This is a genomic window from Streptomyces sp. NPDC046349, from assembly GCF_055587885.1.
In genome coordinates, this window is sequence record NZ_JBVJFK010000003.1 from 108,973 (window position 1) to 121,703 (window position 12,731).

Annotated in this window: 11 protein-coding genes; 8 read left to right on the forward strand and 3 right to left on the reverse strand. The window is 73.5% G+C overall.

All coding sequences use genetic code 11. From position 1 onward, the window contains the following. The first annotated feature begins 1 nt into the window (after position 1). Positions 2-1,081: an SPFH domain-containing protein gene (locus ACZ6JS_RS07690; RefSeq protein ID WP_469296602.1), complete on the forward strand. Its 1,080-nt coding sequence runs from the start codon at positions 2-4 to the stop codon at positions 1,079-1,081. A 221-nt stretch (positions 1,082-1,302) separates the two neighbouring features. Here ACZ6JS_RS07690 and ACZ6JS_RS07695 read toward each other — a convergent pair whose 3' ends face one another. Further along, positions 1,303-1,884: a TetR/AcrR family transcriptional regulator gene (locus tag ACZ6JS_RS07695; protein ID WP_469296604.1), complete on the reverse strand. Its 582-nt coding sequence runs from the start codon at positions 1,882-1,884 to the stop codon at positions 1,303-1,305. Between the two features lie 96 nt (positions 1,885-1,980). On the opposite strand from ACZ6JS_RS07695, the gene ACZ6JS_RS07700 reads away from it, so the two are divergent. Both ACZ6JS_RS07700 and ACZ6JS_RS07705 read left to right on the forward strand, forming a co-directional pair. Then, positions 1,981-2,430: a VOC family protein gene (locus ACZ6JS_RS07700; RefSeq protein WP_469296605.1), complete on the forward strand. Its 450-nt coding sequence runs from the start codon at positions 1,981-1,983 to the stop codon at positions 2,428-2,430. A 150-nt stretch (positions 2,431-2,580) separates the two neighbouring features. Next, complete coding sequence (locus tag ACZ6JS_RS07705) at positions 2,581-2,976, forward strand: hypothetical protein (RefSeq protein WP_469296607.1); 396 nt, start codon at positions 2,581-2,583, stop codon at positions 2,974-2,976. A 512-nt stretch (positions 2,977-3,488) separates the two neighbouring features. Here the strand turns inward: ACZ6JS_RS07705 and ACZ6JS_RS07710 are convergent. Further along, the gene (locus ACZ6JS_RS07710; RefSeq protein WP_469296609.1) at positions 3,489-4,562 is read right to left on the reverse strand and encodes an alpha/beta hydrolase family protein; all 1,074 of its coding nucleotides are present in this window, start codon (positions 4,560-4,562) and stop codon (positions 3,489-3,491) included. Between the two features lie 89 nt (positions 4,563-4,651). Between ACZ6JS_RS07710 and ACZ6JS_RS07715 the strand changes: the two genes are divergently transcribed. Then, positions 4,652-5,281, forward strand: coding sequence for a GNAT family N-acetyltransferase (locus tag ACZ6JS_RS07715; RefSeq protein WP_469296611.1), 630 nt, complete (start codon positions 4,652-4,654; stop codon positions 5,279-5,281). Beyond that, positions 5,278-6,183: a PaaX family transcriptional regulator C-terminal domain-containing protein gene (locus tag ACZ6JS_RS07720; protein WP_469296612.1), complete on the forward strand. Its 906-nt coding sequence runs from the start codon at positions 5,278-5,280 to the stop codon at positions 6,181-6,183. Before ACZ6JS_RS07715 ends, ACZ6JS_RS07720 begins: the two co-directional genes overlap by 4 nt. A 15-nt stretch (positions 6,184-6,198) precedes the next feature. On the opposite strand, the gene ACZ6JS_RS07725 is transcribed toward ACZ6JS_RS07720, so the two are convergent. Beyond that, positions 6,199-7,386: an epoxide hydrolase family protein gene (locus ACZ6JS_RS07725; protein WP_469296614.1), complete on the reverse strand. Its 1,188-nt coding sequence runs from the start codon at positions 7,384-7,386 to the stop codon at positions 6,199-6,201. 62 nt (positions 7,387-7,448) lie between these two features. Here ACZ6JS_RS07725 and ACZ6JS_RS07730 point away from each other — a divergent pair, with 62 nt between their 5' ends. The 3 genes from ACZ6JS_RS07730 to ACZ6JS_RS07740 all read left to right on the forward strand — a co-directional run bounded on the left by ACZ6JS_RS07730 (position 7,449) and on the right by ACZ6JS_RS07740 (position 12,683). Next, positions 7,449-8,552: a helix-turn-helix transcriptional regulator gene (locus tag ACZ6JS_RS07730; protein ID WP_469296616.1), complete on the forward strand. Its 1,104-nt coding sequence runs from the start codon at positions 7,449-7,451 to the stop codon at positions 8,550-8,552. Beyond that, positions 8,549-11,395: a SpoIIE family protein phosphatase gene (locus ACZ6JS_RS07735; protein WP_469296618.1), complete on the forward strand. Its 2,847-nt coding sequence runs from the start codon at positions 8,549-8,551 to the stop codon at positions 11,393-11,395. Before ACZ6JS_RS07730 ends, ACZ6JS_RS07735 begins: the two co-directional genes overlap by 4 nt. A gap of 253 nt (positions 11,396-11,648) precedes the next feature. Next, positions 11,649-12,683 carry an ABC transporter substrate-binding protein gene (locus ACZ6JS_RS07740; RefSeq protein WP_469296619.1) on the forward strand — a complete coding sequence of 345 codons (1,035 nt, stop codon included), beginning with the start codon at positions 11,649-11,651 and terminating at the stop codon, positions 12,681-12,683. The last annotated feature ends 48 nt before the right edge of the window (positions 12,684-12,731 follow it).

Consider the following 12,731-nt stretch of genomic DNA (forward strand, 5'->3'; position numbering starts at 1 on the left):
CATGGAGGTCTCCGCGTTCCTCATAGCCGGTCTGCTCGTCGCGGCGCTCGCCGTCTTCACCGTGCTGCGGGCGGTGCGGATCGTGCCCCAGGCCCGCGCCCGCAACGTCGAACGTCTCGGCCGCTACCACCGCACGCTGAAGCCCGGACTCAACGTGGTCATCCCGTACATCGACCGCGTCCATCCTGTGATCGACCTGCGCGAGCAGGTCGTCTCTTTCAAACCGCAGCCGGTCATCACGGAGGACAACCTGGTCGTCGAGATCGACACGGTGCTGTACTTCCAGGTCACCGACCCGCGCGCGGCGGCGTACGAGATCGCCGACTTCCTCCAGGCTGTGGAGCAGCTGACGGTCACCACGCTGCGCAATGTCGTCGGGTCCATGGACCTGGAGAAGACCCTGACCTCACGCGACACCATCAACAACCAGCTCCGCGGTGTGCTCGACGAGGCCACCGGCAAATGGGGGCTCCGGGTCAACCGGGTCGAGATCAAGGCGATCGACCCGCCGCAGTCCATCAAGGACGCGATGGAGAAGCAGATGCGGGCCGAGCGGGACAAGCGGGCCGCCATCCTCGGAGCCGAGGGGCAGCGCCAGTCCCAGATCCTCACCGCGGAAGGCGACAAGCAGTCCGCCGTCCTCCGGGCGGAGGGCAACCGGACCGCGGAGATCCTCAAGGCCGAAGGTCAGTCGCGCGCCATCGACGAGGTGTTCCAGGCCGTCCACCGCAACGACCCCGACCCCAAACTGCTCGCGTACCAGTACCTCCAGATGCTCCCCCAGATCGCACAAGGCCCCGGCAACACGTTCTGGGTGATACCCGGCGAGGTCACCTCCGCCCTCCAGAACGTCACCCGCGCCTTCACCGAGATCCTCCCCCAGTCCGCCGCCACCCGCGAGGCGTCGTCCGACGACCTGGCCGTCCAGGCGGCGAACGACGCGGCACAGGCGGCGGAAGCCGCTGCGGAGGCCCTCGCCGATGCCGCGGAAGCCGACAGCACGGCAAGCGCCCTCGCAGCACCTCGTGAGGCCGGAGGACGCGGCGACCGGACAGCACCGGCGCCCGGATCGCAGGACTGACTCCCCTTCACGTCGTCCCGCCGCGGCCCGCCCGGGGTGCGCCCGTGCAGGTCTGACCCGCGGGAGGCGGTACGAGCGGCCGCCGCTCGAACAGCTCTGCCGCCTCGCCGACGTGACCACGGTCTGCCGCCGGCGGAACCTGCTCGGGGGAAGGGTCCCTCTGCGGGCTGAGCAGGGTCGTCACGGCGCACCGCCGGGCCCCCTCGGGACTTCGGCCGGATTCAGGCGGGGATGCGCAGCCCCGCCAGGAGCTGGTCGAGCGCCTGCTCCACGCCCTGCGCGTCTCCGCCCCGGGCGATCCAGAGCGCGGCCTCGTTCATCGCCCCCGAGAGCAGCCGGGCCAGGGGTTCCACCGGCCGGTCGGCGATGATCCCGGCCGCGGCGAGCGCCGTCAGAGCCTCCGCGAGGTGCCGGGCCGAGGACTCGTCGTCCAGGGTCCGCCACTCGTCCCAGCCGAGCACCGTCGGCGCGTCCACCAGCAGGATCTGTCGGACGGCCGGGTCGGTCGCCGCGGCCAGGAAGGCCCGGCAGCCGGCCCGGAGCTGTTCCCAGAGGTCCTCGTGCCGCTCGGCGGCGGCCGCGACCCGGTCTCCCAGATCCTGCTGGACCTGGGCGACGACGGCCCGGAAGAGCCCTGCCTTGCTGTCGAAGTGGTGGTACGCGGCCCCTTTGGTGACCCCGGCGGCCCGCGCCACGTCGGCGAGCACCACGTGGTGGTAGCCGTCGGCGGCGAACCGCCGCTGCCCTTCGGCCAGCAGCGCCCGCCGCGTGGCCGCCCGCTGCTCTGCACGGTTGACCGCCATCGCACGCACCCGCCTTCCCGTTTCACATACCGGAGGTATGCTAACCCCACAGCTCGCATACCCCGGGTATGCGAAAGGGACCGGAAGGCGGCTGCCATGACGAACGAACCCACGACCACGCCCGCGACGGGGCTCGGCGGCTTCTACCCGGTGCTCGCCACGCGGGATGTCGCGGCAGCCCGGGACTTCTACACCCGGCACTTCGGCTTCGAGGTGACCTTCGAGGCGGACTGGTATGTCAGCCTGCGCCGTCCCGACGCACCTCAGTACGAGCTGGCGCTCCTCGACCACTCCCACCCGACCGTCCCCGAGGGCCACCGGGTCCCCCTCGCGGGCGGCCTGCTGCTGAACTTCGAGGTGGACGACGTGGACGCCGAGTACCAGCGGCTCGTGGTGGCGGCCGGCCTGCAGGCGCTGCTGCCGCTGCGGACCGAGGAGTTCGGTCAGCGCCACTTCGTCCTCGGCGCCCCCGACGGCGTACTGATCGACGTCATCACCGTCGTCCCACCCGGCGGGGAGTACGCCGCCCACTACACCGCCGCCTGATCCCCGCCCCGGTCTCGAACCTCGACACATCCTCGGACATGTGATGCCGAATACCGACGAACTCCTCACGCCGTGTGCGCCGTTACAGTGGGCGACGGCGTCGATCGGTTCGGCCGCGAAGGAGCGGGGACCGCGTGAAGGGGGCTTTGCGTGCTCGAATGGAAGCAGATCCGGACCGGCATCCGTCCCGTGCCCGCTCCGGCCTCGACATCGAGGATCTGGGCCCTCGCGGCCACGACCGCCTTCGCCCTGGTCGTCGTCTTCAATCTCCTCGACGGACAGGGGGACCCCGCCCTCGACCTGGCGGCGATCTCCGTCACCGTGGCCGCGGTCAGTACGGGAGCCCGCCTCGCCGCGGCGCCGGGAACGGCCCTGCTCTGCTGGCTGGTGCTCAACGTCTTCGCGACCGCCCCCATCGGCGCTCTCACCTGGGAGGCGCCGTACGACCTCGGCCGGATCGTCTGCCTCCTCGCGGCCGCCGGCACGGGGACCGTCCTTGCCCGGCTCGCGCACGCCCGCTCCGCCTACCACCGGCTGACGCCGTAGGCCGTGCGTCCGCAGCAGCCGTCACGGCGCCCCCCTTCGAGCGCCGACGCCGGGCCGGAGCGCAGCGCACCTTCCACCGGTTGCAGGATTGGGGGGCCGACCGGCGGGCGGCTGCGGGCCCGGGAGGGACGCGGGCGCCGTCCGCTCGGCGGGCGCCGCCGAGGCCGGGGCGGCCGCCGAGGCCGGGGCGGCGAGCAGCCGCAGCACCGTGGCGGCTTACGCGGCGGCGAAGTGGCCTGCGCGGTGTGCGCCCGGGCGGGCCGGCCGCAATGCCGTGCGTTGAAGTCGGCCCGCTGGAGGCGTCGAGGGCCGCCGGTGCCCGCCCGCCGCAGGCGCTCATCACCCACCCGATGCGCGCCGATCGCCGAGCCCTCGCAGCCCCGCAGCGCCGCGGCCTGGGCGAGTGCCCCGGACCGGTGACGGCGAACGGCCCCGGGGGCGCCGGCGCGAGGACGGATCGGTGCACGGCGGGAGCAGGAGCAGCGTCGCGGGCAGCGGGGCGGGGCCCCCGGTCATCGCACGGCTCGTTCGGGGCCGACGGAGGTCAAAAACCGCTCCTGGTCGGCGAGGAATCCCTCGGCGAACAGGGCTCTGGGCGCGCACAGCGCGGTCAGGGTCAGGCGCAGCGGAGAATCCTCCACGGCGTGTTTGACCAGGCCGTGGGCGGCATCGGGGTAGTGGGCGACCCGCAGGGCCGGTCCCGGTAGCAGGCGTCGGTACGCGGCCTCGGTCTCCGCTGTGTCCACGTTGACGTCGTGTCCCGCGAGCACCAGGAGAACGGGAGTGGCGCGCAGGGCCGGCAGGTCTGCGCTCGCGTCCGCCGTGTGGTTCTTGGAGACGAACCGCCAGCGGGCGGCGGTCATGCCCTTCGGGTCGCCGACGGCGCGGACGTACTCCTCGTACGTGGCGCCGCGCCGCAGGAGTTCCAGGCCGGTCTCGCGGCGGTCCAGGGCGGTCGCGGCCTCCGCGGCGGAGGCACCGTCCCGCCTCAGCTCGGCGAGGAGGTTGTAGCGGCCCTGCCGGTGCCAGTTGACGGCGGGCGAGACGGCGATGACGAACCGGATGCCGCGGTCCTTGGCGGCGATCTTGGGCAGGACCCAGCCCGCCTGGCTGGCGCCCCAGAGTCCGATCGTGCTGCCGTCGATGTCCGGGCGCTGCCGGGCCCAGGCGATCGCGTCGGCGGCTTCGTCCGCCCGGTCGTCCATGCTCTGGTCGAGCCAGTCGCCCGGCGCACCGCCGACGCCCGGTTTGTTCCAGGACAGCGAGGCGTATCCGGAGCGGGCGAAGGCCTCCCACATCGGACGGTAGAAGGTGTCGTGGGTGGCGTCGACCGGGCCGTCCCCGTGCACGAACACCACCAGCGGGAACGGCCCCCTCCCCCGCTCGGGCAGGGCCAGGACGCCGTCCAGGGTGCGCCCTCCCTGGCGTATCGCGACCGGTTCCTCGCGCAGCTCGTAGGTGTTCTGCCACACCACCAGCCCGCCCAGACCCGCCGCGACGACGGCCAGTGCGGCCAGCGCCGCGAGCGCGGCCCGCACCGCTCGGCGACGACGCCGCGGTGCGCCTGCCGTCCGCGTGTGCTCCATCCGATCCCCCCAAAAAAAACTATCATTTACACAACGGTCGTTTCGAATTCGACCGTACTATGTTCGTACGCAGAGTGCGAGGAGGAAGCATGGACTCAGCAGTGGCCATCGGACGCGGCGTGCCGCGTGGGGCAGAGGAGCGGGTCGCCGAGCTGTACTGGGAGGCCTTCGGCCGCAAGCTCGGCGCGGCCTTGGGCCCGCCGGAGCGGGGCCGGGCCTTCATCGCCGGCCATCTCCACCACGACCGCGCCGCCGTCGCCCTCGCTCCCGACGGCGGCCGCGTCGTGGGCGTGGCCGGCTACCGCCTCGGCGACCGCGCGCTGACCGGCGGCGGCGTGCTCGACGTGCTCCGCGCCTACGGCCCCTTCCGCGGCCTGCCCCGGCTCGCCGTACTGGCGCTGCTCGAACGCACCCCCGAGCCGGGAGAACTGGTCATGGACGGCATCGCCGTCGACCCCGCACACCGCGGCGCGGGCATCGGCGGCCTCCTGCTGACGGAGATGGCGGCCGTTGCGGCCGAAAGCGGGTGCCGCCGGGTCCGGCTCGACGTCATCGACGTCAACCCCAGGGCCCGCGCCCTGTACGAGCGGCACGGCTTCAGCGCCGTCCGGACCGAGCAGACCCCGTATCTCGAGCGCCTCATGGGCTTCGGTGCGGTGACGACGATGCACCGGGCCGTCGAGGCCCACCCCGGCCACACCCCGGAGCAGCAGCGATGACCAGCCGACCCGCGGCAGAGCCGGCCGTCCCCGGCGTCGGGACCCGCACTCTGGTGTTCGCCCTCGTCCGCGAGGACGGCACCGTCGACGCGGGCGAGCTGTACGCCGTCGCCGAAGCCCTCGGCATGACCGACCAGCAGGTCCGGCTGTGCCTCAAAAGGCTCGTGGCCGAGGGCCGGTTCACCCAGGAGGGCCGCGGCCGCAAGGCCCGCCTGGTCGCCACCACCGACGCGAGGGGGGCCGTCGCGCCGGACGTCGCGTACGTCCGCCACGCCTACCGGCAGGACCGGGGACTCGCCCCGTGGGACGGGACCTGGCACCTGTTCGCCTTCGCCGTCCCCGAGACGGCCCGGGCGGCCCGCGACGCCCTGCGTGACGTGCTCCTTCACCTGGGCGCCGCCCCGCTCCAGGGCGGCCTGTACGTCGCCGCGAACGAGATCGGCGGCATCGTGGAGGCCCACGCCCGCCAGCTCGGCGTCCTGCCTTCCCTCAGCCGCCTCACCAGCCGCGACCTGAGAGTCGGCGAGGAGGAGGACCCGGCGCGGCTGGCCGCCCTCCTGTGGCCGCTCGACTCGATCGCCGAACGCCACGAGGCACTGGCCGCCCTCGCCACGGCCCGCCTGGCCGCCACCGGCCGTCCCACCGGCACCGAGAGGCTGACCCACGCCGTCGAACTCGCAGCAGCCTTCACCGCCGCCATGGGGCCCGACCCGCTGCTGCCTCCCAAGCTGCTGCCCCAGCCCTGGCCCGGCACCCGCGCCCGCGCCCTGGCCGCCCGGTGCTGGGAAGCCCTGAGCGGCCACGACGCAGGGGATTCCGGCCGCCTTCGCCTGTTCCGCCTCTACGACGAAGCGCTCACGACGCCGGCGCCCGCCGACCCGGACCCGCACCCGGCCGGATGACCGGACGAGCCGCTGTCAGAGCACACTGCGGAAGAAGCGGCGCAGGTCGTCCACGAGCGCCTCCGGCTCCTCCAGCGCGAGGAAATGGCCACCGCGCCCGAGTTCGGTCCACCGCACGACGTTGTGGTCGCGTTCGGCCCAGCGGCGGACGGTCACGTCGTGGGTGGAGAGCAGCACGGCGGTCGGGACGGTCCCCCGCCGACCGGCTGCCCGGGCCCCCGGGGCGTCGGCCGCGCCCTCCTCCTCACCCCACGCGCCGGCGGACATCTCCTCGTAGTAGACCTGGGCGGCCGAGGCGGCGGTGCCGGTCAGCCAGTACAGCGAGACCGCGGTCAGCATGCGGTCCCGGTCGACGCTGTCCTCGGGCAGCCCGTCCGCCGGGTCGGTGAGCTCCTTGAACTTCTCCACGATCCAAGCGAGTTGGCCGACCGGGGAGTCCGTGAGCGCGTAGCCGACCGTCTGGGGACGCTTGGAGTTGCACTGGAGATAGCCGTCGTTGAAGTCCTGCATGGCCTGCCAGCGCCGCTGCTCGGCCTCGGTGAGGCCGTCCGCCTCGCCCTCCGCCCCCACCGGGAACGTCAGCAGGGCGTTGACATGGACGCCGATGACCTGCTCCGGGGCCTGGGCGCCCATCCGGGGCGCGACCCAGGAGCCGGTGTCGTAGCCGTGAACGCCGTAGCGCGCGTAGCCGAGGCGGGACATCAGCCGGGTGAGCACCGCCGCCATGCGCGCCGCGCCCATCCCGGGCCCCGCGAGCGGTGTGGAGAAGCCGAATCCCGGCAGCGAGGGAACGACCAGGTGGAAGGCGTCGGCCGGATCGCCACCGTGGGCCCGGGGGTCGGACAGCGGGCCGGCGACGTCGAGGAAGTCGGCCACCGACCCCGGCCAGCCGTGCAACAGCACCAGCGGCGTCGCCCCGGGTTCGGGTGACCGTACGTGCAGGAAGTGGATGTTCTGCCCCTCGACGTCGGCCAGGTACTGGGGGTACGCGTTCAGCGCGGCCTCGTGGGTCCGCCAGTCGTAGGCGGTGAGCCAGTGATCGGCCAGGCCCTGCAGATAGGCCACCGGCACACCGCGGCTCCAGCCGACACCGGGCAGTTCGTCCGGCCAGCGGGTGGCGGCGAGGCGGGAGCGGAGGTCGTCGAGCCGGCTCTGGGGGACATCGACACGGAACGGGGCGATGCCGGGGATCGTGTTCGTCATGGCCGCGACGCTACGGACCGCTTAGGCCAGTTCCGTTCCCAAGCGTGCGGCACCCTGGTGCCATGCTGGAAACCTCCGGGCGGCTGCTGAGACTGCTGTCGCTGCTGCAGACCCCCGGCGGCCGGTCGGGGACCGAGCTCGCCGCGCACCTCGACGTCAGCCGCCGCACGCTGCGCCGCGATGTGCAGCGGCTGCGCGACCTCGGCTACCCGGTCCAGGCGACCCAGGGCACCGCCGGCTACCGGCTCGGGCCCGGTGGCAGGCTGCCGCCGCTCCTGCTCGACGACGAAGAGGCCGTGGCCGTCGCGATCAGCCTGCGCACCGGCGCCGACGGCTCGGTCCTCGGGGTCGAGGAGTCCGGCCTGCGCGCCCTGACCAAGCTGGAACAGGTACTCCCGTCCCGACTGCGGCACCGGCTCAGCACCCTGCTCGCCGCCACCGTCCGGGCCGGCGCGGCCCCGGCCCCCGCGGTGTCCGCGGGCACTCTGATGGCCATCGCCGAGGCGTGTCGGCGGCACGAGCGGCTGCGCTTCGACTACACCAGCCCCCGCCTCGGCCCCGGGGTCCGCTCGGCCGAGCCCCACAGCCTGGTCAGCTTCGGCCGCCACTGGTACCTGGTGGCCTGGGACACCGACCGCGACGGCTGGCGCACCTTCCGCGTCGACCGGCTCGTCCCGCGCACTCCGGCCGGTCCGCGGTTCACGCCCCGCGAACTTCCCGGCGGCGACGCTGCCGCCTACGTGGCCCGCCGCCTGTCGGCGCAGACATGGCCGGTGCAGGCGACCGTCACCCTGCACGAATCCGCCACCGCGGTCGCCGACCGCGTCTGGCCGGGGATGGGATTCGTCGAGCCCGTGGACGAGCACAGCTGTGTGCTGCACCTGGGAGCCGACACCTGCCGCGACCTCGCCTGGATGATCACCTCGGTCGACACCGACTTCACCCTCGTCGACGCCCCGGCCGGACTCGCCGAAGCCCTCCGCGCCCAAGCCGCCCGCTGCCTCGACGCCCTGGACCCGGCGCGGACCCGGCCGTCCCCGAGCGCCGGTCAGGGCTCGGGACGTCCTTCGCGGGACGGAGAAGCTCCGGGACCGCCCGCACGCGCCGACGGGCGGCGGCCGCTCCCCGCTGCCGACGGGCCGGAGAGGTTAGAAGATGGATTATGAGCGTCTTCCTGGGACATCTGCGGCGTGTGCTGCCCGGCTCGGCCAAGCGGGCCTCCTCCGCTTCCCGAAGTCCGCGCCCAGGACACCGCCAGGAGCACCAGGAACCCGCCCAGCCCCGGGCGGGCCGGGTCCGCAAGCCGCAGCGGCTCTCCTCCCTCCTGAGCGCGCGCAGCGTGGCCGGCGAGGTGTTCCTCCTCCAGCTCGTCGTCGTCGTGCTCCTGGTCGCCGCGGCGGTGGTGGCGCTCGTGGTGCAGGCCCGCAGCGACGCCATGCTGGACGCCCGGCACCGTACGCTCGCCGCCGCCGGCACGTTCGCGGAGTCCCCCGGCATCGTCGCCGCCCTGCGCAGTCCCAACCCCAGCGCCCTGCTGCAGCCGAGCGCGCAGGCGGCGCGGAAGATCGCCGGAGTGGACGGCATCAACGTGTACACGCTCGACGGGGTCACCCTCACCCACAGCGATCCGCGGCAGATCGGCAAGCGCGTGGTCGGCCCGTTCTCCAGGGCGGCGGCCGGCAAGTCCTTCACCGAGACGTTCAAGAGCTCCCTGGGCCAGTCCGTGGTCTCGGTGGTCCCCGTCAAGGACGCGCAGGACCGGGTCCTCGCGGTGGTGGCCTCCCCGGTCACCGTCTCCAACGTGCAGGGCATGGTGAACCGGCAGCTGCCCGTCGTCATCGGCTCCGCCGCCCTCGTGCTCGCCCTGTCCGCGGGCGGGACCGCCCTGGTGAGCCGCCGGCTGCTGCGCCGGACCCACGGCCTGGGGCCGGCGGAGATGACGAGGATGTACGAGCACCACGACGCGGTGCTGCACGCGGTGCGGGAGGGGGTGCTGATCATCGGCGGCGGCGGGCGCCTGCTGCTCGCCAACGACGAGGCGCGGCGGCTGCTGGAGCTGCCGGCGGACGCGGAAGGACGCCCGGTCACGGAGCTGGGCCTGGAGGCGGGGATCGCCACGTCGATCGCTTCGGGCCGGTCCGCGACCGACGAGCTGCACACCGCGGCCGATCGGCTGCTGGCGGTCAACATCCGGCCCACCGCGCCCTTCGGGCAGGCGGGAACGGTGGTCACCCTGCGGGACACCACCGAACTGCGGGCGCTCTCCGGCCGGGCCGAGGTGGCCCACGAGCGGCTGAAGCTGCTCTACGACGCGGGGGTGCGCATCGGTACGACGCTGGACGTGGAGCGTACCGCGGGGGAACTGGCGGAGGTGGCGGTCCCGAGGTTCGCCGACATCGCCTCGGTCGACCTGCTGGACCCGGTGCTGCACGGCGACGAGCCGCCGGAGCCGGGCACCGAGATGCGCCGCACCGCCGTGGTCGCCGCGAACGACCCGCACCCGCTGTATCCCGTCGGCGAGCTGATCCGGTTCGTCCCGACGAGCCCCATGGCGATCGGGGTGGCCGGCGAGCACGCGGTACGGGTGGCGGACCTGCGGAGCACCCGCGAATGGATGGCCCAGAACCCCGCCCGTTCGCAGCGGATGCTGGACCAGGGCGTCCACTCCGTGATCGCCGTCCCGCTGCGGGCCCGCGGCGTGCTGCTGGGGATGGCCGGCTACTGGCGGGTGGGGCCATCCCCGGCGTTCGAGGAGGAGGACGTGTCCTTCGCCGAGGAGCTGACCGCCCGGGCGGCGCTGTCCATCGACAACGCCCGCCGCTTCACCCGCGAGCACACCATGGCCGTCACGCTGCAGCGCAGCCTGCTGCCCCGGGGCGTACCGGACCAGTCCGCGGTCGAGGTCGCCCACCGCTACCTGCCCGCCCAGGCGGGCGTGGGCGGGGACTGGTTCGACGTCATCCCGCTGCCCGGCGCCCGGGTGGCCCTGGTGGTCGGCGATGTCGTCGGCCACGGTCTGCACGCCGCGGCCACCATGGGCCGGCTGCGCACCGCCATGCACAACTTCTCGACGCTCGACCTGCCCGCGGACGAGCTGCTGAGCCACCTGGACGAGCTGGTCGCCCACATCGACACCGACGAGGGCTCCGGTGAGCAGGAGTGGCAGGGCCTGACCGGCGCCACCTGCCTGTGCGCCGTCTACGACTCCGTCTCCGGGCAGGTGACCGCCGCGACCGCCGGCCACCCGGGCCTCGCCGTCGTCCAGCCCGACGCAACGGTGTCCTTTCCCGAGATTCCGGTCTCGCCGCCGCTCGGCCTGGGCGCGGGCATGCCCATGGAGACCGCCTCGCTGATCGTGCCCGAGGGGTCCCAGCTGGTGCTCTTCACCGACGGGCTGCTGGAGAACCGCGACCGGGACCTCGACGCCGCACTGGCGGTTCTGGGCGCAGCCCTGTCCGGGCCGGCCAGGACTCCGGAGGAGACATGCGCCGCGGTGATCGGCGCGATGCTGCCCAGCGGGCAGAGCGACGACATCGCGCTGCTGGTGGCCCGCACCCGCCGGCTGGATCCGGCACGGATCGCCGAGTGGGAGGTGCGGTCCGATCCGGCGGCGGTGTCCCCGGTGCGCACCGCCTGCGCCCGCCGGCTGGCGGAGTGGGGCCTGGAGGACATCGCCTTCACCACGGAGCTCATCCTCAGCGAGCTGATCACCAATGCCGTCCGCTACGGATCGCAGCCCATCCGGGTGAGGCTGCTGTACGACCGCAGCCTGGTGTGCGAGGTGTCCGACGGGTCCAGCACCTCCCCGCACCTGCGCCGGGCCGAGGCCACCGACGAGGGCGGGCGCGGCCTGTTCCTGGTCGCCCAGTTCGCCGAGCGGTGGGGCACCCGCTACACCGCCCGCGGCAAGATCATCTGGAGTGAGCAGGCCCTCCACGCGGCGTCCTCCACGGACGGGGAGGACCTGGGGGCGGCGCTGCTGGCGGCCTGGGACGACGAGCCCTTCTGACACCGCTCCGACGCCGCTCCGGGGCCGCGGCGGTACGTCGGCCGGAGGACGGGCGGCGGCGCGACCCGCCGGGACTGCGCTGGCGCGGCAGACGCACGTACGCTGGCCTGGATCAGTACGTGCCGCCCGTTATGGAGCCTTTGTGCCCGCACCTCGTCTCCGGACAGCCGCCGTCGCCGCCTGCTTCGCCCTCGCCGCGGGGCCCCTCGGCGCCTGCGGGGACAGGCCCCCCGAAACACCCAGGGCGCCGGCGGTGGCCACCTCCGCCGCGGACGCGGGCGGCATGGCGGCGCTGACCGCGGCGGCCCGGAAGGAGGGGGCGCTCAACACCATCGCGCTCCCGAGGGACTGGGCCAACTACGGCGCCTTGATCGACGGCTTCGAGAAGAAGTACGGGATCGAGGTCTCCGTGGAGAATCCGGAAGGTTCCAGCCAGGAGGAGATCGACGCCCTCAAGGCGCGCAGGCGCGACGGCACGGCCCCCGACGTGGTCGACGTGGGCGGCACCTTCGCGCCGGCCGCGGCCCGCCAGGGTCTGCTGGCCCCGTACGAGGTCGCCCCGTGGGACGACATCCCCGACGAGCAGAAGGACCCGCGGGCCCGCTGGTACAACAACTACGGGGGGTACGTCTCGATCGGCTGCGACGCCAAGCGCGTCAAGACCTGCCCGGCCACCTTCGCCGACCTGCGCAGGCCCGAGTACAAGGGTCAGGTCTCATTGAACGGCAACCCCACCAAGTCGGGCTCCGCCTTCGCCGGCGTGTACGCGGCGGCCCTGGCGAACGGGGGCTCCTTCGACGACATCCAGCCCGGCATCGACTTCTTCGCCGAGCTCAGCGGGAGCGGCAACTTCATCCCGGTCGAATCCACCCCGGCCACGATCGAGACCGGGCAGACGCCGATCAGCATCGACTGGGACTTCCTCAACCTCGCGTACGCCGACGAGTTCCGCAGGAAGGGCGCGGACGTGGACTGGCGGACCTCCATCCCCTTCGACGGCAGTTTCGCGCAGTACTACGCGCAGGGGATCAACAAGGACGCCCCGCACCCCGCGGCGGCGCGGCTGTGGCAGGAGTACCTGTTCAGCCCGGAGGGCCAGAATCTCCGGCTCGGGGCGTACGCGCGCCCCGTGCTGATGGAGTCGATGGCGGAGAACGGCACCCTCGACAGGACGCTGGCGGAGAAGCTGCCCACGGTCGAGGGCACCCCGGCGTTCCCGACGGAGCAGCAGCAGGCGAAGGCGGGCCGGACCGTCGACCGGAACTGGGCCGAGGCCGTCTCGGGCTGAGGGCCGGAGACGGGCGGAACGGAAGGCGGCGGGAAAGGAAGCGGGGGC

What these genes read in the sequence shown, in the direction of transcription:
- ACZ6JS_RS07690 (WP_469296602.1), top strand. Translation starts at nt 2, where the DNA reads ATGGAGGTCTCCGCGTTCCTCATAGCCGGTCTGCTCGTCGCGGCGCTC.
- ACZ6JS_RS07695 (WP_469296604.1), bottom strand. Translation starts at nt 1,884, where the DNA reads ATGGCGGTCAACCGTGCAGAGCAGCGGGCGGCCACGCGGCGGGCGCTG.
- ACZ6JS_RS07700 (WP_469296605.1), top strand. Translation starts at nt 1,981, where the DNA reads ATGACGAACGAACCCACGACCACGCCCGCGACGGGGCTCGGCGGCTTC.
- ACZ6JS_RS07710 (WP_469296609.1), bottom strand. Translation starts at nt 4,562, where the DNA reads ATGGAGCACACGCGGACGGCAGGCGCACCGCGGCGTCGTCGCCGAGCG.
- ACZ6JS_RS07715 (WP_469296611.1), top strand. Translation starts at nt 4,652, where the DNA reads ATGGACTCAGCAGTGGCCATCGGACGCGGCGTGCCGCGTGGGGCAGAG.
- ACZ6JS_RS07720 (WP_469296612.1), top strand. Translation starts at nt 5,278, where the DNA reads ATGACCAGCCGACCCGCGGCAGAGCCGGCCGTCCCCGGCGTCGGGACC.
- ACZ6JS_RS07725 (WP_469296614.1), bottom strand. Translation starts at nt 7,386, where the DNA reads ATGACGAACACGATCCCCGGCATCGCCCCGTTCCGTGTCGATGTCCCC.
- ACZ6JS_RS07730 (WP_469296616.1), top strand. Translation starts at nt 7,449, where the DNA reads ATGCTGGAAACCTCCGGGCGGCTGCTGAGACTGCTGTCGCTGCTGCAG.
- ACZ6JS_RS07735 (WP_469296618.1), top strand. Translation starts at nt 8,549, where the DNA reads ATGAGCGTCTTCCTGGGACATCTGCGGCGTGTGCTGCCCGGCTCGGCC.